The following is a 21178-nucleotide window of genomic DNA, read 5'->3' on the forward strand; positions in this document are numbered from 1 at the left end:
TTTCTAGTAGTGCTCGTTGCTGTTGGTGGTGAAGACGTCCATCATGTACTGCTGGTCGGCGCCCTCTTCGTAGCCCATTTCGCGGGCCTTGCGGTCGGAGTGTTTCTCGATCGTATCGAACATCTCGCTGCCGCCGCTGACATCGAAAATGCGGCGGATCTCATCGAGGGACTCCTCGTCGATGCGGCGCAGGGCTCCGGCGCCGTGACGCATGTAGGCGGGTGAGAACTGCCCGTAGACCTCCTTGTCGTGGTCGTAGATCCACTGCCAGACGGTTCCCTGTTCGGGGTGGAGTTCGGGTTTGACCAGCCGCGGCACGATGCAGTAGCCCGTGCGGAGGATATTCTCGCCGATGATGCGCTTCAGGGCCAGCTGCTGGCGGCCCTTCTCACTCTCGACGAAGAAGCCCAGTTTCTGCGACAGCGTACGCAGCGCCTGAATGACGTAACCCGGCGTATTGCCCCGCGGACAGCGCGGACGGCACGACATGCACTCGCCGCAATACCAGATCGTGTCGCTCTTCAGCAGGGCCTCGATGGCGTCATCGTCACGCGACTGGACGATCGAGACGATCTGCCGCGGGTCGTAGTTGTAGAACTCGGCCGCCGGGCAGACTCCCGTGCAGACGCCGCAGTTCATGCAGGCGTTCAACCCCTCGCGCATGCGCACGTCCTCCATCAGCATGTCGAAATATTTTCCCATACCTTTTATACAAAAAAACCTTTGCAGTGCAAAGGTAGGGATTCCGCATCGGTTGCGCGGTGGTATAAATGCGTAATTTTCCGCTTGGGGTCGCTTTGTGATGACTTCGGGATGCAACGTGGAGGGGGGGGGTGCGGCGGAGGCAATCCGGGACGGGGAGGAACGAGGCACCCGGCCACGGCGAGACGGCAAGCGGCGGGACCGGATGTGGCGGGACGGGTGTGGCGGGACGGGTGTGGCGCGGGCCTCAGCGAAACAGACCACGGTCCCGGCAGGGCGCCCGCTTCAACGGCGCTCCCAGCTTTCGAAGGCAAAGGGCCAGGGATAATTCTTGCCGTGAGGGAAGGATTCGGAGGAGGTCAGACGCCATTCCGCTTCGTCCCACGCCGGAAAACACGTATCGCCCTCATAGTCGTGAAAGACCCGCGTCAGGTAGAAACGTCCGGCCCGGGGCAGCGCCTCGGCATAGATCTGCGCCCCGCCGATGATGAAGATCTCCTCGTCGGCGGCGAACAACGCCATCGCCTCTTCGAGCGAATGGACCACCCGACAACCCGGGATTTCGATTGCCTGACGCGTGATGACGACGTTGGTGCGGTTGGGCAGCGGCCGGCCCAGCGACTCCCAGGTCTTGCGCCCCATCACGACGGGATGCCCCGTCGTCAGCGTCTTGAAGTGTTTCATATCCTCGGAGATGTGCCACAACAGGGCATTCCGGTCGCCGATGACGCCATTCTGCGCTACGGCCGCAATGATGCTGATCATTCCCAGTAACTTTTTTTATATCCGAAGGCCCGGCAGACCCGACGTCGCAGGCGCTTCCATTTCGAGGGTCGGGGGACTTTGCGGGCCTCGTCCTGCGTCCGGCAGACCGTCTCCTGCGCCCGGAAGCAGAACTCCGCATCGAATGCCGCCGAGTGTCGGTAGCAGGCCCACCAGCAGTCATAACGCGGACAAAACTCCTTCCAGGGCTTGGGCCCCGTATAATGGACGGTCCCCCGCCATTCGGCCTCGTCGATCTCGCGGCTGCAAGCCTTGATGTAGGCGGCCGGACCCGTATGGGCCCACCGGTAAAGGGTATAGGTGTAGTTCCAGCGCATGGGCAGCAGCTCGATCCGCCCCCGACAGACCACATTGATGATATCCTGGTCCTGATAGAGATACTGCCGGCCGGCATGCTCCAGAAAACGATCCACGATTCCCTCGCGGCGCATCGCTTCGAGATTCATCACCAGGAATCCGCCGTTGACATAGGTCGTGATATCGCAACCGATCGAACGCAGGTAGCTCTTCGTACGTTCGGAGCCCTCGTCCCGGAGGAAATCATTCACCTCCCGGACTCCGGCCACCAGTTCACCGCCGGCACACGCCTGCTCGTAGAGGTCGGCCAGATCCGAACGGAAGATCATGTCCACATCGGCATAGATCATCCGCTCATAGGCCGGGAAGAGGTCGGGCATCAACAACCGGTAATAGGTCGCCACGGTAATGCCGCGTATCTCGTAGGCCTCGGCAAACGCCCCGCCGACATCGACAAACGCAAGCGAACAGTTCTCCGAGGTCAGTTCGGCCCGACGCGCCTCGTTGCGCAACTCCTCGCCGAGCTCCTCACCGTCGCACAGCACGAAGAGTTCGTAGAAGGTATCGGGCCGTGCGTGCTCGAGCAACGACGTCACGCAGACCGTAAAGGGGACAACCACATTCCGGTCGATACTGAAAACAACTGGGACTTTTCGCATGACAGTACGGATTGATCAGAACGACATCGGGGCCTTGATCGCCGGCCAGGGATCGTACCCCTCGAGCGAAAAGTCCTCGTAACGGAAATCGAAAATCGACCCGACGGCGGGATTCAACCGCATCGTCGGCAGCGGCCGCGGCTCGCGGCGGAGCTGTTCGGCCGCCTGCTCCAGGTGGTTCAGATAGAGGTGCGTGTCGCCCAGCGTATGGACGAACTCCCCGGGGCGCAGTCCGCACGTCTGGGCCATCATCATCGTCAGCAGCGCGTAGGAGGCGATGTTGAACGGCACGCCGAGGAACGTGTCGGCACTCCGCTGGTAGAGCTGGCACGAAAGCCGCCCTTCGGCCACATAGAACTGGAACAACACGTGGCACGGCGGCAGGGCCATCTGCTCGATCTCGGCCACGTTCCACGCCGAGACGACGATGCGCCGCGATTCGGGATTCGTGCGGATCAGCTCCTCGGCCCGGGCGATCTGGTCCACCACCCCGCCGTCGGGCCGCGGCCACGAACGCCACTGGTAACCGTAGACGTGGTTCAGGTCGCCGAAACGGTAACCGTCGATGGGCGACTCCTCGCCCGCCGCCTCGAGAAAGGCCTCGCGTCCGAGCGGCAGCACGCCGTTCTTCACACAGAGTTCGTTATAGTAGCGGTAAGCGTCATTGTCCCAGATATGGACGCCGTTGCGCACCAGGTAGGCGATGTTGGTATCCCCCTGCAGAAACCACAGCAGCTCGTGGATCACCCCTTTCAGGAAGACCCGTTTGGTGGTCAGCAGCGGGAAGCCCGCCTCCAGGTCGAAGCGCATCTGGTGGCCGAAGACCCCCTTGGTGCCGGTTCCGGTGCGGTCGCCGCGCACGACCCCTTCCGTGAGGATCCGCTGCAGCAGATCGAGGTATTGTTTCATGATTCAAGCATTTTCAGGGTGAGCTGCCCCCCGTCGTCCAGCACCGCATAGGAGGGGTTCTTCTCCCAACCCCCGAGGTTCACCACATGGAGACTCCCCTCGCGGAACTCCCGCGCGAAGTGCATGTGACCGAAGACGAAGTCATCAACACGGTGTGTGGCGGCGTATTGGCGGGCATAGTCGATCAGCGGTTCGGTGAGCCGGGCGTCGAAGCCCTGGCCGCGGCCCGTCAGCCGGGCCCGTTCGTCGGCCGCGTTGTGCTTCCGGCGCGACTTGCGGCTCCACCAGTGGCCGAACTTCAGCGCCAGGTCGGGGTGAAGACCCCACGAAAAGAGGTATTTGAGCGTCCGCGAACGGAACGTCCTGTTCAGCAGCTTCAGCATCGGCTGATCGTCGATGTTCATGTTGTCGCCGTGGGCCACGAAGATCCGCCGGCCGTGAAGCGTGAGCAGCTGCGGCGAGGTGAAGATCTCCACGCCACATTCGCACCGCAGATAGTCGCCCACCCACATGTCGTGGTTGCCCGTGAAGAAGACCACGCGGATGCCGCGGTCGGTCAGTTCGGCCAGTTTGCCGAGCGTGCGCACGAAACCCTTGGGCACCACCCGCCGGTATTCGAACCAGAAGTCGAAGATGTCGCCCACCAGAAAGATTGCCTCCGCATCCCGGGCCGCGCGGTCGAGCCACCCGACAAAACGACGTTCGAGCAGCAGGGCCTCCCGTCGGTCACCCGCCCCCAGATGGACATCGGAAGCGAAATAGATCATAATCCGGTCAGTTCATCCAGTTTCTTCTCCAGCTCCTTGCCGTAGATGTCGCGGGCGACGATCACGCCGTCCTTGTCGATCAGGAAGTTGGTCGGGAGTTTCTGCACGTTGTAGAGACCCAGCGATGCCGAGCCGCGGCCCCGCAGATCGCTCACCGAAACCCAAGGCAGTTGCTGCTCCTGAACGGCCGTGATCCACAGGGGTTTCGACGTGTCAATGGCCACCTGATAGACCTCGAAGCCCACCGGGGCATCGGCATATTTGCGGTAGATCTCCTTCAGTTCGGCATTGAGCTGATTGCTCGACCCGAGTTCGGCCGACCAGAAATCCAGCAGGATCACCTTGCCGGCCAGCGACGAAAGGCGGATCTTCTTGCCGTAGATGTCCATCAGCTCCAGATCGGGATAGGGCGACTCGCTGATGCGCGACGAGAGGCTCATGCGGGCATCCATGCGGGCAATCTCGGCCAGCAGCGACTGCAGGTAGGGCGATTCGGGATAGCTCTCCTCGAGGGCGTCGGCCACCGTGCGGTAGTAGACCACGTCGCTGTCGCCGTTGAAGAGGTAGGCATCACCCGGCAGCCGCTGGTAGAGGGCATAGACGGCCGCCAGCGAGGATTTGTTCTCGATGATGAAGCGCAGCTGTTCGCGGCGGATGCGGTAGTATTCGGCCGTATATTCGGCCGTAAGTTCCTTGCGCTGCTCCTCCGTCAGGGAGGGTTCGGCAAAGCGTGCGGCGAGGACGTCCAGCTGCTGCGCCCCCTCGACGAAGGCCTGGTAGAACTGACGCAGCAGATCCGATTCGACGGATCCTTCGACCGTATAGTTGCGCACGACGCTGCCCACCGACGAGACCGTCAGCCGATCACCGCCTGCCACCAGCAGCGGTATGCGTTCGCCGTTATAGATCAGGTTGTAGAGAACGGGGGTCCGTGCGACCTCCTTGAGACGGAATTCATAGCTGCCGTCCGCGGCCAGCGTCGTCGAATCGACGACCGAGGATGCGAGCGGAGTCATCTGTTCCAGATAGACCTCTCTGGCTTCGTTTCCGACGAAACGGCCCGAGATTTTCACTTTCGACGACTGACAGCCGCACAGCAGTGCCGCCGTCAGGAGCGTTCCTAAAAGCGTTTGACGATTCATGGATGAACTTTTACGCGTTTTGATGAAAGTAAAGATAGCACTTTTTTCGGAATTCCGCGCCGTTTATTTCGAAGAATTGCGGTGAGCCCCGTTATTTTTTGCGAAATTGCGGTGTTGCTGCTGGTTGCGGTTTTTGGACCGCTGCTGCTGCGCGTGGGGCGGGCGGTGCTGCTGGGGACCCTTCTGGGGACGTGCCGAAAAGGGCTGTTTGTAGTCGCTTCGGAGATTGTTCAGGGCCACTTCGTCGATCTCGATGTTCCCTCCGGACATGCGCTTGATGTCGCGAACGATCACCTCGTTGTTGGGATGCTCCTGGTTGTATTCGTAACTCTTGGCGCGCATGTAGCGGGCCAGGTTGTCGACCGTCGAGGCCACCGCGCGCGGATCCTTCACCGTCGCGAGCGACCCGATCATCCGCTCGACATACTTGCCGTAGTGCTTGTAGGCGATGCGGCTCTGCGTGTAGGCCATGTGGCGGGGCGAGACGGTCAGCTCCTGACGCGTGGGCCGCGGATAGGGCGAATCGACATCCAGCTGAAAATCAGACATGATGAAGAGGTGATCCCAGAGTTTGTGGGTAAAGTCGGCCGTATCGCGCAGCAGGGGGTTCAGATTGCCCATCACGGCAATGACGGCCCGGGCCTGACGGTTGCGTTCGTGCCGGTCCTCGATCTCCATGAGCGAGTCGATCATCTCCTGGATATGGCGCCCGTACTCGGGCAGGTACAACTTGCGTCGTGTGTAGTTATAGTTCTTTTTCATATTGTTGCATGCGGTTCGACATCGTGTTCCGAAACGTCCGCCGGAGAGTCCGCGCGGCCTGCGGCAATGAACCGAATCAAGAGGTTTTCATCCGAAACGCCGGGCTCCGGGTACGGCTTGCGAAATTGGTTTTACGCCGCAGAAAGCCCTACCTTTGCCTCTGAAGCCGTGCAAAACAGAGGCATGACCGGAGTTTGTCTTCGGCAAAAGTAGTAAAATTTCAGCAAAAACAAACTATGGCAAAAGTTTTAATTCTGGACCGTTCAAAAAGCGTGCGAAACGTCTTGCGTGAGCGGTTGGAATACGAAGGTTTTTCGGCCGAGGCGGCCGAGGACGAGGCCGAGGCGACGGCCCTGTGCGGGAAGATCCCCTTCGACGTGATCATCTCGGACGCCGCCTTCCGGATTCCCGATGCGGGCGTTCCGGTCATTGCCCTCTCGTCCGACCCCTCGATCGACACGGCCGTGAAGGCCGTACGCAACGGTGCGCAGGACTTTCTGACCAAACCCGTCGACATGAACCGTCTGCTGCAGTCCGTCCACCAGGCCGTCGACCACCCGGATCCCACCCCTTTCGCGGCGGCTGCCGCACCGCGCCGCAGCCGCCGGGCCCATCCCGCACAGGCCGAGGCGATCATCGGACTCTCGCCCGAGATCGAACACGTCCGCAAGCTGATCGAGAAGGTGGCGCCGTGCGAGGCGCGGGTGTTGATCACCGGCGAGAACGGTACGGGAAAGGAGCTCGTAGCCCGCTGGCTGCATGCGAAGAGTTCGCGCTCCGCGGCGCCGTTCGTCGAGGTGAACTGCGCGGCCATCCCCTCGGAGCTGATCGAGAGCGAGCTCTTCGGCCACGAACGCGGAGCCTTCACCTCAGCCATCAAACAGCGCAAGGGCAAATTCGAACAGGCCGACGGCGGCACGCTCTTCATGGACGAGATCGGTGACATGTCGCTCGCCGCACAGGCCAAGGTGCTGCGGGCACTGCAGGAGAGCCGCATCAGCCGCGTGGGCGGCGACAAGGAGATCGAGGTCGACGTGCGGGTGATCGCCGCCACGAACAAGGATCTGCGCGAGGAGATCCGCCGTGGCAACTTCCGCGAGGACCTCTACCACCGTCTGGCGGTGATCGTCGTGCGGGTCCCGGCCCTCCGCGAGCACCCCGACGACATACCCGCGCTGGTCGACCACTTCATCCGCACGCTGGCCGAAGAGTACGGCAAACCGCCCAAAGAGATCGACGCGGAGGCGGTCGCGCTGCTGCGCGGAATGCCCTGGACGGGCAACATCCGCGAACTGCGCAACGTCGTCGAGCGGCTGTTGATCCTCTCCGGCGAGCGCATCACGGCCAACGACGTGCGTCTCTACTGTCAGTAGCGCTCCGCAGCCGGCTGCCGCCTTTCACCGCCTCCAACCGCCAGGCAACCATCCGCCGCATATCACAGCCACCACGGCCGCATGCCGCAGCCGCAACGACCTCAGCCGCAGCCGGCCGTCACCCATTCGCCGTGCCGCCCTTACAGCAGCGCCAGCAGTTCGTCGGGACGGTCGATGATCCGGCAGGCGCCGGTCGCCTCCAGCTCGGCACGGTCGCGGAAGCCCCACGTCACCCCCACCGACTGCAGGCCGGCCGCACGGGCCGTCTGCATGTCGACCCCCGAATCGCCGACATAGAGCACGTGTTCCTTCGCCACGCCGCTGCGGGCGAGGATCTCCTCGACGACGGCCGGATCGGGCTTCAGCGGCACGTCGGGACGCTGTCCGAAGACTGCCGTAAAGGCCACTTCGGGAAAGAAGCGCGCGATGAGTTTCGAGGTTCCCTCCTGGAACTTGTTCGAGGCCACGGCCAGCTGCACGCCGTGCTGCGCGAGTTCGGCCAGCAGCTCCGGAATGCCGGCATAGGGTTTCGTATGGCAGTCGATGTGGTCGACATAGTACTTCACGAAGTCGGCACGCGCCGCCGCCACGTTGTCGGGCGTACGCAGCTCCTCGGGCAGCGCCCGCTCCACAAGGCGCAGGATGCCGTTGCCGACAAAGTGGCAATACTCCTCGTAGGAGTGTTGCGGAAGCCCCCGCAGGGCCAGCATGGCGTTGCAGGCAACGGCCAGGTCGCCGATCGTATCGAGCAGCGTGCCGTCGAGGTCGAAGATGACTAATTGGGTATTCATTGCTGTTTTTTGATCTTCCAGCCGATGGCCGCCACCAGCAGCGACATCAGCGGCGAAACGATATTGAAAATGCAATAGGGCATGTAGACGAAGGTCGAGACGCCGAGCACCGTGGCCTGCGTCATGCCGCACGAGTTCCAGGGGATCAGCACCGAGCAGACCGTGGCCGAATCCTCCACCGAACGGCTCAGCAGCCGCGCTTCGAACCCCCGTTCGGCATAGAGATCACGGAACAGGCGCCCCGAGAGGATGATCGAGATATACTGGTCGGCCGTGCAGAGGTTGAAGAAGATCCCGGCGCCGACGGTCGAGGCCACGGCCGAGAAGGTCCGCCGCACCCAGCGCAGGAAGATCTCCGTCAGCGAGCGCAGCATGCCGCTGCCGGTCATCACCCCGCCGAAGCACATCGCACAGATGATCAGCCACACGGTATTGAGCATGCCGGCCATGCCGCGCGTGGCGACCAGTTCGTCGAGCTGCGCCACGCCGGTCGGGATGGCCGTGTGTCCGTAGCAGGTCGTGAGCACGCCGCGGAAGGCCGTCATAGCGTCGAGCTCCGCCCCGCCGCCGACCTGCATCACCAGATGGGGCTGCGCCGCCAGCATCGCCACACAGGCGAAGACCACCGCACAGAAGAGCGTCACGATGGCCGGCAGCTTGCGCACAATCAGAATACCCGTGGCCAGGGGTACGAGCAGCAGCCACGGCGAGATGCGGAACGTCGCGGCCAGCGTTTCGGCATAGAATTCGGCATGGGTCGAGGTGCCGTGGGCGAGCGTCAGTCCGGCGACGGTGAAGGTCGCCAGCGCGATGAGCATCGACGGCACGGTCGTGTAGAGCATGTAGCGGATGTGGGTGAAGATGTTGACGCCGACGGTCGACGAGGCCAGCACCGTGGTATCGGACAACAGCGAGAGCTTGTCGCCGAAATAGGCGCCCGAGATGATGGTGCCGGCCACCCACCCTTCGGGGAAGCCCATCGCCCGGCCGATGCCCATCAGCGCCACACCGATGGTGGCGATCGTCGTCCACGAACTGCCGGTCATCAGCGACACGATGGCGCAGATGGCGCACGAGGCAACGAGGAAAAACGTCGGATGGAGGATCTTCAGACCATAGTAGATCAGCGTGGGGACCACCCCCGAGATCATCCACGTGCCGGCGATGGCGCCGATCAGCAGCAGGATCAGGATGGCCGAAGCCGAGGCGCGGATGTTTTCGATGATCGCCTCCTCGAGCACCGACCAGCGGCAGCGGTACAGCCCGATCGAGAGCATCACGCAGACCGACGTGGCCGAGAGCAGCGCAATCTGGCTGCCGCCGTCGATGGCCCCGCCCCCGAAGGCGCGGATCACCGCGTAGAGCAACAGGGTAAGCACCACCAGCGGAATGGCCGACACCCACGGCGAGGGGAGTTTGTCGATATTTTCCTTCATGGGATTCAACAAATTTTTTCGCGGGCAAAAGTACGAATTTTCATCGAAAAACAGCCACTTTGTGGCCTCCGCGACGAAACCGGAGGAAAAGTTTTGAACGGAGAGGTGTTTGGGAATTCATTTTTTCATTACCTTTATCCAACGAACGGCACCGTCGGGACCAAATCCGGCGACACCGTACGACAACACCCGATATGCTGCGAAACGTGATTCGATTCTATGTGGAGGGATTCCGGGAGATGACGCTCGGACGCACACTCTGGGCCATCATTCTCATCAAACTGTTCGTGCTCTTCGCCGTGCTGAAGCTCTTCTTCATGCCCGATCCGCTGGCGGGCCGGAGTTCGGAGGAGCGGTCTTCGCACCTGCTCGAGGAGCTCACCCCGACAGCCCCGACTACTGTCACCACGGCCCCGGCGATCACAACAGATCCGGCCCCGGCAACTGTCGATCCGGCCCCGGCCGCCGCTGTTTCAGACCCGGCGCCATACGCCCCCGCCGCAGCCGCAACGGATCCGGGTCCAAAAGCCGCCCGGTCAACCCCGGCGGCACAATCCTCCCCCGCTGCACACGCAACAAACCTCAACAACCATTGATAACCTATGTTTAGCGATTACCTATCGACCGTCGACTGGTCACGGGCCCAATTCGCCATGACGGCCATCTACCACTGGCTGTTCGTCCCGCTGACTCTCGGTCTGGGGGTCCTCGTCGCCCTGATGGAGACCCTCTACGTGCGCACTGGAGACGAATTCTGGCGCCGCACCACCAAATTCTGGATGCGTCTGTTCGGCGTGAACTTCGCCATCGGCGTGGCCACGGGACTCATCCTCGAGTTCGAATTCGGAACCAACTGGTCCAACTACTCCCACTTCGTGGGCGACATCTTCGGCGCACCGCTGGCCATCGAGGGAATCTTCGCTTTCTTCCTCGAGGCGACGTTCGTGGCCGTGATGTTCTTCGGCTGGGAGAAGGTCTCCAAACGCTTCCACCTGACGGCCACCTGGCTCACGGCCATCGGCGCCAACCTCTCGGCCTGGTGGATCCTGGTGGCCAACGCCTGGATGCAGCACCCCGTGGGCTGCGACTTCAACCTCGACACCGTGCGCAACGAGATGACCTCGTTCGCCGAGGTGGCCCTCTCGCCCGTGGCCGTCAACAAATTCTTCCACACGGTCACCTCGTCGTTCACCCTGGCGGCGCTGTTTGTCGTCGGCGTGAGCGCCTGGTACCTGCTGCGCGGCCGCGAGAAGCGCATGGCCTCGAAGAGCATCGCCCTGGCCTCGGTCTTCGGACTGGTCTTCGCCCTGCTGACCGCCTACACGGGCGACCGATCGGGTGCCATCGCCGCCCGGACCCAGCCCATGAAACTGGCTGCCATGGAGGCCCTCTACGACGGCGAGGAGGGGGCACCGCTCACGGTCATCGGCGTGCTGCGCCCCGAAGCCGAACGCCACTCGAACGACGACGCCTTCCACTTCAAGATCGACATTCCGAAACTGCTCTCCGTCATGAGCTTCCGCGATACGGAGGCCTACGTCCCGGGCATCAACGACCTGCTCGAGGGTGATGCCGAACGGGGCATCCTGCCGGCCGCTGAGAAGATGGCGCGCGGACGGGAGGTCATCGACACGCTGGCCCGCTACCGCGAGGCCCGCAACGCCGGCGATACGGCCACGATGGCCGCCGTGAGCCGCCTATTCGACCGTTCGACCCCCGAGGGCGAGACCTTCCTGCGCGAAAAGTTCGCCTACTTCGGCTACGGATACATCGACCGCCCCGAACAGCTCGTCCCCAACGTGCCGCTGCTCTTCTACTCGTTCCGCGTGATGGTCGGCGCCGGATGCTTCTTCATCCTGCTGCTGGCCGTCGTCTGGTGGCTGAACCGCCGCGACCGTCTCGCCTCGAAGCGCTGGCTGCTGTGGGTGGCCGTCTGGACAATTCCGCTCGCCTACCTCGCCTCGCAGGCCGGATGGATCGTTGCCGAGGTGGGCCGCCAGCCCTGGGCCATTCAGGAGCTGATGCCCGTAAGCATCGCCGCCTCGAAGATCCCCAGCGGTTCGGTCACCACGACCTTCCTCCTCTTCCTGGTACTCTTCACCGCCCTGCTCATCGCCGAGCTGAGCATCCTCTTCCGCCAAATCAAGATCGGACCGAAAAACAACTAAACCATGGATACGCTGTCTCTGCTTCAACACTACTGGTGGTTTCTGATCGCGCTCCTGGGCGCCCTGCTCGTCTTCCTGATGTTCGTCCAGGGCGGCCAGGCCCTCCTCTACCGCCTCGGGCGCTCGGAGGAGGAGCGCAACCTGATCGTCAACTCGCTGGGCCGCAAGTGGGAACTGACCTTCACCACGCTGGTTACGTTCGGCGGCGCCTTCTTCGCCTCGTTCCCGCTCTTCTACTCGACGTCGTTCGGCGGCGCGGTCTACGTCTGGATGGCCATCCTGCTCTGCTTCGTGCTGCAGGCCGTTGCCTACGAATACCGCCGCAAACCCTCGAACGTCTTCGGCGAGCGCACCTTCGACGTCTTCCTGATGATCAACGGCATCCTCGGCCCGCTGCTGATCGGAACGGCCGTCGGGACGCTCTTCACCGGTGCGGAGTTTACGGTCGACCGGCTCAATCTGACCGAACAGGGCGGCGCTGCGGTCATCTCGCAGTGGAGTTCGCCCTGGCACGGACTGGAGGCCGTCGCCGACTGGCGCAACGTGCTGCTCGGTGTGAGCGTCACGCTGCTGACGCTGACTCTGGCGTGTCAGTACCTGATCAACGACGTTGACGACGAGACGCTCCGTCAGCGGGCCCGCAGCCTCATGCGCCGCACGGGGCCGGTCTTCGTTGTGCTGTTCGTCGTCTGGCTCGTCGCGCTGCTCGTCTCGGACGGTGCCACGGCCGATGCCGCGGGCCGCATCTCGATGGAGCCCCACAAGTATCTCCACAACCTGCTCGAAATGCCCTGCGTGGCCGCCGTACTGCTCGTCGGCGTGGTGGCCGTGCTGTGGAGCATCCGCCTGGGGTGGAGCGGCCGCCGCAGCGCCATCTGGTTCGGCGGTGTGGGAACGGTGCTCACGGTGCTGACCCTGCTGCTGACGGCCGGCTGGAATCAGACGGCCTACTATCCGTCGCTGAGCGATCTGCAGTCGTCGCTCACCATCGCCAACTCCTCGTCGAGCCTCTTCACGCTGCGCGTCATGGCGTGGGTATCGCTCTTCATCCCCTTCGTCGTGGCCTACATCTGGTACGTATGGCGCGCCCTGAACCGGCGCCCGCTGACCCGCGACGAACTGCACGAGGGCGGGCATCAGTATTGATCCCGGCACTGGCAAACCCGACACCCGGGCATGGAAAAAGAGCGGAAGCTGCAGCTTCCGCTCTTTTTCCATTCGGATCGGTTATTCGGTCCGGCTGGCCATACGGGTCGGCCGGCTGGTCGGCAAAGGCCCGACAAGGAAATTCCGTCGTCTGCGGCCCCTTCCTCCGGCCCCTTTCTCCGGTCCCGGCTTCCAGTCTCCGTCTTCCGGCCCCTTTCTCCGGCCCCGGCTCCGATTACTTCGTCTCCTCGGCAGGACCGCCGCCGAAGGGATACTGGTGCTCGTGCACGTCGTCGAAACGCATACCCTTCTCGTAGGTCTTCATGGCGCGGCGTGACATGCCCATCGACGAGAAACCGCCGTCGTGGTAGAGGTTCTGCATCGTCACCTTGCGCGTCAGATCGGAGAAGAGCGTCAGCACGTAGTCGGCACAATCCTCGGCCGTGGCGTTGCCCAGCGGCGACATGCTCTCGGCAAATGACATCAGATCGTTCAGCCCCAGCACGCCGCTGCCTGCGGTGGTCTGCGTCGGCGATTGCGAGACGGTGTTGATGCGCACGTGCTTCTCACGGCCGTAGATGTATCCGAAGCTGCGGGCAATGGACTCGAGCAGCGCCTTGGCATCGGCCATATCGTTGTAGCCGTACAACGTACGCTGGGCGGCGATGTAGGTCAGCGCCACAATCGAACCCCACTCGTTGATGGCGTCCTTCTTGCGGGCGACCTGAATGACCTTGTGGAACGAGATGGCCGAGATATCGAGCGTCTTGGAGAGATAGTCGTAGTCCAGATCGTCGTACGTACGCCCCTTGCGGACGTTGGGCGACATGCCGATCGAGTGGAGCATGAAGTCGAACTTGCCGCCGAAATGCTCCATGGTCTTGTCGATGAGGTTTTCGAGATCGGGGACGCTCGTGGCATCGGCCGGCACGACAATCGTATTGCATTTTTCAGCCAACTGGCTGATGGTTCCCATGCGGATCGAAACGGCAGTATTGGTGAGGACAATCTCGGCACCCTCTTCCACGGCACGTTCCGCCACTTTCCAGGCAATGGATTGCTCGTTCAGGGCTCCGAAGATAAGACCCTTCTTTCCTTTCAATAAGTTGTATGCCATTGTATTTTGGATTAAAAATTCGGGCAAATATAACAATTTTTTTTCATTCGCCACGAAACGGGGAATTTCGCGGCGTGCCGGGCCCGTTTTTCGATCTCGCACAAAACAAGGGTCACATCGACATGTATTCATGAACGAAGTGGCCATTCGGAAAACATCTGCCGCACGGGATTACCCGAACACGGCGGAGATCACTCCAGCCGTCCGGTTGCACGCAGATACTCCGTCCGGTAGATCTGGTACTGCGTCTCGGCCTCGATCCGGTTGCTGGCGGCCTGCTGCCACTGCGACTGGGCGTCGAGCAGGTCGGTCAGCGGAGCCATCTGCGCCGCATAGCGGTTGCGCATCACGCGCAGATTCTCCTCGGCCTGGCGCAGCGCCAGTTCAGCAGTCTGAATCATCCGATAACCGTCCTCGACGTTGCGGATCGCCTGCTCGGCCTCGAGGGTCATCAAACGCGTGTTTTTCTGCAGTTCGAGCTGCGCATTCTGCAGTTCGAAACGGGCCTTGCGCACCTTTTTGCGCCCCTCGCCCCAGTGGAAGATCGGAACCTTCACGGCCAGCATCGCCAGACCCAGGCCATCGCGGAACTCCTGCGTATAGGGAACGTAGTTTCCGCCTCCGGCATCGACCATGCTGTTGAGTTTGATGTTGCCATAATAGGTATACCCCAGCGAAAGTCCCGCCGTGGGGAGCATCGCCGAACGGGCGTCGCGGATCTGCTGCTCGCCGATGGCCACCTGCTGCTCAAGCATCCGCAACTCGGGGCGCGTTTCGAGGGTTGCCGACAGTTCGCCCGGCGCCGACGCCCGGAAGAGGGTGTCGGTCGGTACGGGCCGCACGTCGCTCCCCACACCGATCACCCGGCACAACGACATGCGACACAGATCGGCCCCGTTGCAGGCCTTCTGCAACTGATAACGGATCTCACTGCGTTTGGACTCTACGCGCAGCCGGTCGTTCTCGATGGCCATACCCGCCTTGACGGCCGCCGCCGTCTGCGAGTAGAGCGTATCCATCTGTGCTGCATAACTCTCAAGCATGTGCACCTTCCCCTCGACGGCCACCAGCGTCCAATAGGCGTTGTCGGCCTCGACCAGCACCTCCATGCGGGTCATGCGCAGCTGCTCGCCGGCCGCCTCCTCGCCGATGCGGGCCATGCGGCGCGCCGCCGCAATCTTGCCGCCGGCGTAGATCGGCTGTGTGAGGGTCAGGCCGGCCATGTAGGTGCCGCGCATGCGCAACTCCATCCCCATCATGTCGATATCGGGGGCAACATAGGCCCCCGTGGCCGACCCCTCGATCTTCGGAAGCGAAGCCGCCGAGGCAATCTGCCGGTCGAGACGCGCCTGCTCGAGGCGGTTGCCGGCCTGCTGCAGTTCCTCGCTGTGGGCAAGGGCCCGCGCGCGGCACTCGTCCAGCGTGAGCGGAAGCACCTGCTGGGCCCGAACGGCCGCCGCCGACAGCAGGAGAACGCCGATGGCCATATATAGCTTTTTGATCTTCATGATTTATGCGTTTTGAGGTTTGCGAATCCGGAACAGGGCCGCGTAGAAGAGCGGCAGCAGAATGAGCGTGATGATCGTACCAACGGTCAGACCGCCCATGATCGTCAGGGCCATCGACCCGTACATCGGATCGCCGACCAGCGGGATCATCCCGACGATCGTAGTGAGCGAGGCCATCAGCACGGGACGCACGCGCGAGACGGTCGCCTCGATAACGGCCGTATAGGGCGGCCTGTGCTCTTCGGTCTGCAGGCGGTTGATCTCGTCGACGAGCACGATGGCATTCTTGACCATCATGCCGATCAGCCCCATCATGCCGATGATGGCCATGAAGGTCAGCGGCTGGCCCGTCAGGAGCAGCGACGGAGTGATGCCGCAGAAAACGAACGGGAAGCACAGCAGAATGAGCAGCACCTTGCGCCAGCTGTTGAACAGCAGCAACAGGATAGCCAGAATCAGAAAGATCGTCAACGGCAGGTACTTCATCAGGTTGCCGATCGCTTCGCCCTGCAGTTCGCCCTCGCCGACCCAGCGCATCGTATAGCCGTCGGGCAGCGCGATGGCCTCGATTTCGGGACGGATCGAGGCGACGACCTTGGCCGGCGTCGCATCCCGGCTGTCGGGATTGGGATCGCACTCGGCCTCGATCACCCGCCGGCCGTTCATCCGCAACACCACATCCTCGTCCCAGTCGAGGCGGATGTCATGCACGGCATTTCCGAGCGGCATGGCGCGGAACATACGGTCCTGCAGCACGCTCATCCCCTGACCGCCGGCCAGCGCTCCCTGCAGGTCCTCGCCCGTCAGCCGCAGGTTCATCATGCTCCAGACGGGGATCTCGTTGAGATTGCGGATGCGGCTGCCGTCGTTGTTGCGCACCTGGAGGTTCAACGTCACCATCCGCTCCTGGTCGTTCAGCACGCCGACCGGCATGCCGTCCGTGGCGGCCAGCAGGGCGTTGGCCACATCCCCGCGGCCGATCCCGGCCCGCAGGGCATCCTGCTGGTTGAACTCGGCCACCAGCGCCTTGCCTTTCGGCTTCCAGTTGTTCTCCACCGAATAGGCATCGACGTAGGGACAGCGGCGCATGACGGCCTCGGCCTGTGCGCTCAGATCGCGCAGCACGACCGGATCGGGACCGGCAAACTCCACTTCGACGGTGTGCGACGTCGAGATCGAGAAGTTGTACTTGCGGATGCGGACGTAGGCCTCGGGAAACTCCTCGCGCAACTGTCGACGGATCGAGGGAATCACCTCAAGAACGGTTTTGTAATCGGGGCAGTCGACGATCAGCTCGCCGTAGCAGTCGCCGCCCGAGGTCATCGGGCGCACCAGGCAGTAGTGAGCCGGGGCGCTGCCCTGGCTGACGGCTACCCGCTCGACACCCGCATGGAGCAGCACGCTGTCGCTCATTTCGAGCAGACGGTCGCGCACCCGGCCGGCATCCGTGGCCGAGGGGAAGAAGCACTCGACGACGAACTGCTTGTAGTCGAAGTCGGAGAAGAAGAGGTTCCTGACACGCGTCATGCCGAAGAGGGAGAGGGCCAGCACGGCGAAGGCCACGACGATCGTCGCCCGCTTGTAGCCGATCAGGAAGGCGATCGAGCGGCGCACGAAGCGGTGGACCGGCGAGTTCATCACGACCGGCTTCTGCGCTCCGGGCTGCAGTTTCTCCCGGGCCGGGAGCCACGACTTGGCACAGATGGGCACCTGTACCAGTGCCAGCACCCAACTGGCCAGCAGGCTCACGCACAGCACCAGAAAGAGGTCGCCGGCATACTCACCCGCCGAATCGGGCGAGAGGTAGATGCCCAGGAAGGTCGAGGCGGCGATGACGGTCGCGCCGAGCAGCGGCAGGGCCGTATTGCGACCGATGCGATAGAGGTATATCTTCGGGCTGAGGCCCCGTTTCCTGTCGATCAGGATGCCGTCCATGATCACCACGGCGTTGTCGACCAGCATGCCCATGGCCACAATGAAGGCCCCGAGCGAGATGCGCTGCAGCGTCGTGCCGCACGTCAGCAGGATCGGGAATGAGACGGCCACCGTCAGCACCAGTCCGAAGCCGATGATCAGTCCGCTGCGGAAGCCCATGGTGAAGATCAGCACCAGGATGACGATCACAACCGATTCGAGCAGGTTCCACATGAACGACGAGATGGCCTGCGAGACCTTGTCCGGCTGGAAGAAGATCTTCTCGGTATGAAATCCGGCCGGAAGCTGCTGCATCGCCTCCGCGAGCCGCGCATCGACCGCCCGGCCCACATCCGGCACGATAGCCGACGACTCCATGGCGATGCACAGAGCCAGCGCCGGACGCCCGTCCACAAAAAATCCGTTGCGCTGCGGTTCGGCATACCCCCGTTCGACGCGGGCCACGTCGCCGATACGCAGCTGGCGGCCGTCCATCGTGCGGATCTCCAGGTTGCGGATCTCCTCCACGTTGTCGACCGCCGAATCGACATAGAGCGCGATGCGTTCGTCACCGCTCCGGTACTGCCCGGCATTGACCGTCTTGCCGGCCTGCTGCAGCGCCGACATGATCTGTGTCGGGATCACACCGTTGCGGGCGATCTGCTCCTTCGAGAGGATGATGTTGATTACCTCGTCGCGGTTGCCCGCGATGTTGATCCGCTTGACCCCCTTCACGTCGAGCAGCTCGCGCCGCAGAAATTTGGCGTAGCGGTACATCTCCGGATAGTCGTACCCGTCGGCCGTCAGGGCGTAGAAGATGCCGTAGACATCCATCATGTCGTCGATCACCACCGGATCGTAGCACCCCTGCGGCAGACGCCGGGCCGCATCGCTCACCTTGCGGCGCAGGAGATCGAAGTGCTGCTCCAGATCGCGGTTCAGCACCGTCATCTGGAACTCGACGGTCAGCGTGGCCGAACCGTTGCGGCACTCGCTCGTCACCTTCTTGACATTGGGCAGCGCCCGCAGCTCATCCTCCATCAGCTGGGCCGCCTTCAGCTCCACCTCGTGGGCACTGGCTCCGGGATAGGGAATGACGACCATCGCCTGCTTGACCGCCACGGCCGGATCCTCCAGTTTGGGCATGTAGAGGAACGACAGTACCCCCGCAATGAGGATCGCCCCCATGAGCGACCAGAACAACACCGGCCGCCGCATGAAAAACTCCGTCAACTTCATCTTCATCACAACAGCCCTCCTACGTTGGTTCGACTCGGCGCGGCCACGACACGGACCTTCTCGCCCTCCTTCAGGGCCGAAACTCCGGCCCGCACGATCGTCTCACGGCCATCAAGCCCCTCACGGACGACGGCACGCCCTTCAGCATCCGTATTGTCGAGCACAACGGCCCGGCGCCGTACGGTCGAATCGGCCCCGAGAACCCACACACTGGGGGTCCCGCCCTCCAGAAAGACGGTTCCGAACGGAAGCGCAAAGCCCTGCCGGCGGGTCGTATCGCTCTCGGTGATCCGCACCTCGACGTTCATGCCGGCCGTCAGCTGCCGGTCGGGCTGCGCGGCAAAGGCGAGGATCAGATGGTAGAGCTGATTGCCGTCGGCCTTGGGCGGAAGCCCCGAAAGTCGCAGCGGAATCTCGTCGGCAACCCCCGCCGCCCGGCAGGCAAAACCGGTGAAGCGGTCACGCCGGAGGTATTCGACGGCCGGAATGTCGACCTCAACCTCCATGCGTGAGACGTCGAGCAGTGTAAAAAGGGCTGTTCCGGCATCGACCATCTCTGCCGGCGAGAAGTTCACCGTCTGAACGTAGCCGTCGGTCGGGGCGTAGAGTTTCGTATAGTCAAGTTTGTTGCGGTTGGCCTGCAGCTGGATGCCCAACTGCCGCAGTCCGGCGCTGGCCTTCTCGAAATCGTTGACCGAGACGCTCCGCTGCTCGAAGAGCTGACGCGTACGCTCCACCTCATCGCGCATCTGGTCATACTGGATCTGCAGCGCCTCAACCGCCAGCCGGTAGTCGGCATCATCCAGTTCGGCCAGCAGCTGCCCACGGTGCACGTAGTCGCCCTCGACAACGTGAATCCGCGCAATCTGCCCGGCGGTCTTGAATCCCAGACTCACCTCGTGGGCCGCACGTACGATGCCCGAATAGGTACGCGTCATTTCGCCGCCCAATGCCACGGGATGCGTCACATACACACTCCGCACGAAGGGAGTCTCCTGTCGTCCGCCCGAACAGCCGCTCAACAGAATCGCTGCCAGAGCGATCCACCATCTGTCTGCTTTCTTCATCGTTCTTGCCTTTTTTGAAGTTTCATGACGACAAAGTTCCCGATTTTTCCGCGATGGGCTTTGTCTCATATTGTGGACCTGTTGTTCGAAAGGATAGCAAAACGTACTTTTAAAGGAGAAATGACCGCAATTTATTGTTTGAATCCGTATATTTACCGACGTAAAAGCAAATGACCATGGCTGAATTCCGGAACTTCAATGCGCTCAATCTGACGATAATCCCCTTCGACGAACACGACTGTATCTTCGAAGACCAGGTCTTTCTGGCCGGCGACCTCGACGACTCGGCTCCGAAGCGCGATCTGAACAACGATCCGACGATGCGCCCCTTTCTCACGTCACCATACCCTTTCAAGATTCAGTTCGCCATGATGCTCCTCTGCCTGGGTGGAAATATGCGTGTGAGGCTGAACCTCAACGAATACGAACTGCACCGCAACTCGTTGCTGATCATCACGCCGGGGGCCATCGGCCAATGCCTCGAGGTTTCGGACGACTGCCGGATTGCCTTCCTGGCCCTCTCGAACGATTACGTCATCCCGGAGGGAAACGCCGAAGGAGCGCTTATCGTGCGCAAGTTTCTGGCACGGCAGATACCGCTCGAACTCACCGACGCCCAAACGGCCGAGATCCTGGCCATCTGCCGTGTTCTGCGCGACAAACTCCGGCAGCCCGACTTCCGTTTCAAGCACGAGATTCTGAAAGGGTATCTGCAGGTGCTCTCCGGCGAGATCTGCCAGCTGATGGCACCTCTGGTCGAAGCACAGGAAGCCCGACAGAGTTCGCGCAAAAAGCTGATCTTCGACCGTTTCCTCGAGGAGCTGCGGCAGCACTACGCCACGCAGCGCAGCGTGCAGTTCTATGCCGACCGGCTGTGTCTGACCCCGAAATATCTCTCGCAGGTGGTTCATGCCGTCAGCGGGCGCCATGCCGGAGATTGGATCCGCGATTATGTGATTCTCGAGGCCAAAGCCCTATTGAAAAGCGGACAATATACGATCCAGCAAGTATCCGATATGCTGAATTTCGCCAACCAGTCCTTCTTCGGAGTCTACTTCAAAAAGGCCGTCGGCTGTTCGCCGACTGTCTACAAGGAGTCATAGAGTGACACGTCGTGCATCCGCGCGTAAGGATGCTTCCTGTAACGGTCACGGATTCTTTGCATCTGGCCCGGCAGCGGAAAATAATCCGACGACCCCGCAACCACCGATTTGTGAGAACCCCCATCGCGAGCGGCGATGGCGGGCAGAGGCCCCGGCCGGAATTTTTCTGAGCCAAAGCAGGCCGCATGACAGCCACACGAAAAAGAGCAGCAAGTGAGCAAAGAATTTTCATACGCTTTCCGTTTTATGCGAACGGGCGGGAAACCGCTTCCCGCCCGTTTGTAATTTCGCAATC

General features: G+C 62.2%; 17 protein-coding genes and 1 pseudogene. 5 read left to right on the forward strand and 13 right to left on the reverse strand.

All coding sequences use genetic code 11. From position 1 onward, the window contains the following. Window positions 1-3 precede the first annotated feature (3 nt). From PUQ42_RS01975 to PUQ42_RS02005, 7 genes are all read right to left on the reverse strand, one after another. On the reverse strand, window positions 4-702 hold the full coding sequence (locus tag PUQ42_RS01975; RefSeq protein WP_087310016.1) for a 4Fe-4S dicluster domain-containing protein: 699 nt from the start codon (window positions 700-702) through the stop codon (window positions 4-6). A 285-nt stretch (window positions 703-987) separates the two neighbouring features. Beyond that, window positions 988-1467: a dihydrofolate reductase gene (locus PUQ42_RS01980; protein ID WP_273370480.1), complete on the reverse strand. Its 480-nt coding sequence runs from the start codon at window positions 1465-1467 to the stop codon at window positions 988-990. Next, window positions 1464-2441: a glycosyltransferase family 8 protein gene (locus PUQ42_RS01985; protein ID WP_273370483.1), complete on the reverse strand. Its 978-nt coding sequence runs from the start codon at window positions 2439-2441 to the stop codon at window positions 1464-1466. The genes PUQ42_RS01980 and PUQ42_RS01985 overlap by 4 nt, the downstream gene beginning before the upstream one ends. Window positions 2442-2456: 15 nt before the next feature. After that, the gene (gene thyA, locus PUQ42_RS01990) at window positions 2457-3350 is read right to left on the reverse strand and encodes a thymidylate synthase (RefSeq protein ID WP_273370484.1); all 894 of its coding nucleotides are present in this window, start codon (window positions 3348-3350) and stop codon (window positions 2457-2459) included. Then, on the reverse strand, window positions 3347-4117 hold the full coding sequence (locus PUQ42_RS01995) for a UDP-2,3-diacylglucosamine diphosphatase (RefSeq protein ID WP_087310008.1): 771 nt from the start codon (window positions 4115-4117) through the stop codon (window positions 3347-3349). Before PUQ42_RS01995 ends, thyA begins: the two co-directional genes overlap by 4 nt. Continuing rightward, a complete protein-coding gene (locus tag PUQ42_RS02000; RefSeq protein WP_273370486.1) occupies window positions 4114-5259 on the reverse strand; it encodes a TlpA disulfide reductase family protein in 1146 nt (381 codons plus the stop codon). Before PUQ42_RS02000 ends, PUQ42_RS01995 begins: the two co-directional genes overlap by 4 nt. A gap of 63 nt (window positions 5260-5322) precedes the next feature. Further along, window positions 5323-6021: a DUF4290 domain-containing protein gene (locus tag PUQ42_RS02005; RefSeq protein WP_273370488.1), complete on the reverse strand. Its 699-nt coding sequence runs from the start codon at window positions 6019-6021 to the stop codon at window positions 5323-5325. Window positions 6022-6257: 236 nt separating this feature from the next. Here PUQ42_RS02005 and PUQ42_RS02010 point away from each other — a divergent pair, with 236 nt between their 5' ends. After that, entirely contained in the window at window positions 6258-7394 is a 1137-nt protein-coding gene (locus tag PUQ42_RS02010; RefSeq protein ID WP_273370490.1) for a sigma-54-dependent transcriptional regulator, read from the forward strand. Between the two features lie 140 nt (window positions 7395-7534). Here the strand turns inward: PUQ42_RS02010 and PUQ42_RS02015 are convergent, their stop codons facing one another. Continuing rightward, window positions 7535-8185 carry an HAD family hydrolase gene (locus PUQ42_RS02015; protein WP_087405413.1) on the reverse strand — a complete coding sequence of 217 codons (651 nt, stop codon included), beginning with the start codon at window positions 8183-8185 and terminating at the stop codon, window positions 7535-7537. Further along, complete coding sequence (locus PUQ42_RS02020) at window positions 8182-9621, reverse strand: Na+/H+ antiporter NhaC family protein (protein ID WP_273370494.1); 1440 nt, start codon at window positions 9619-9621, stop codon at window positions 8182-8184. Before PUQ42_RS02020 ends, PUQ42_RS02015 begins: the two co-directional genes overlap by 4 nt. 194 nt (window positions 9622-9815) lie before the next feature. Between PUQ42_RS02020 and PUQ42_RS02025 the strand changes: the two are divergent. The 3 genes and pseudogenes from PUQ42_RS02025 to cydB all read left to right on the forward strand — a co-directional run. Further along, window positions 9816-10013: pseudogene (locus PUQ42_RS02025) on the forward strand (DUF4492 domain-containing protein); the annotation flags it as partial. A gap of 210 nt (window positions 10014-10223) precedes the next feature. Then, a complete protein-coding gene (locus tag PUQ42_RS02030; RefSeq protein WP_087405416.1) occupies window positions 10224-11789 on the forward strand; it encodes a cytochrome ubiquinol oxidase subunit I in 1566 nt (521 codons plus the stop codon). A 3-nt stretch (window positions 11790-11792) separates the two neighbouring features. After that, window positions 11793-12935 (forward strand): cytochrome d ubiquinol oxidase subunit II, encoded by a 1143-nt coding sequence (gene cydB, locus PUQ42_RS02035; RefSeq protein ID WP_273370498.1) that lies wholly within the window; start codon window positions 11793-11795, stop codon window positions 12933-12935. 235 nt (window positions 12936-13170) lie between these two features. Here cydB and PUQ42_RS02040 read toward each other — a convergent pair whose 3' ends face one another. From PUQ42_RS02040 to PUQ42_RS02055, 4 genes are all read right to left on the reverse strand, one after another. Continuing rightward, complete coding sequence (locus tag PUQ42_RS02040) at window positions 13171-14052, reverse strand: enoyl-ACP reductase FabI (RefSeq protein ID WP_087309990.1); 882 nt, start codon at window positions 14050-14052, stop codon at window positions 13171-13173. Between the two features lie 191 nt (window positions 14053-14243). Continuing rightward, on the reverse strand, window positions 14244-15560 hold the full coding sequence (locus PUQ42_RS02045) for a TolC family protein (protein WP_087405418.1): 1317 nt from the start codon (window positions 15558-15560) through the stop codon (window positions 14244-14246). Window positions 15561-15563: 3 nt separating this feature from the next. Further along, window positions 15564-18719 (reverse strand): efflux RND transporter permease subunit, encoded by a 3156-nt coding sequence (locus PUQ42_RS02050; RefSeq protein ID WP_273370502.1) that lies wholly within the window; start codon window positions 18717-18719, stop codon window positions 15564-15566. Beyond that, window positions 18719-19780 (reverse strand): efflux RND transporter periplasmic adaptor subunit, encoded by a 1062-nt coding sequence (locus tag PUQ42_RS02055; RefSeq protein ID WP_273370504.1) that lies wholly within the window; start codon window positions 19778-19780, stop codon window positions 18719-18721. The genes PUQ42_RS02050 and PUQ42_RS02055 overlap by 1 nt, the downstream gene beginning before the upstream one ends. A gap of 176 nt (window positions 19781-19956) precedes the next feature. On the opposite strand from PUQ42_RS02055, the gene PUQ42_RS02060 reads away from it, so the two are divergent. Further along, window positions 19957-20883 (forward strand): helix-turn-helix domain-containing protein, encoded by a 927-nt coding sequence (locus PUQ42_RS02060; protein WP_273370507.1) that lies wholly within the window; start codon window positions 19957-19959, stop codon window positions 20881-20883. Window positions 20884-21178 lie beyond the last annotated feature (295 nt).

The organism is Alistipes megaguti, assembly GCF_944320325.1.
GTDB lineage: Bacteria > Bacteroidota > Bacteroidia > Bacteroidales > Rikenellaceae > Alistipes > Alistipes megaguti.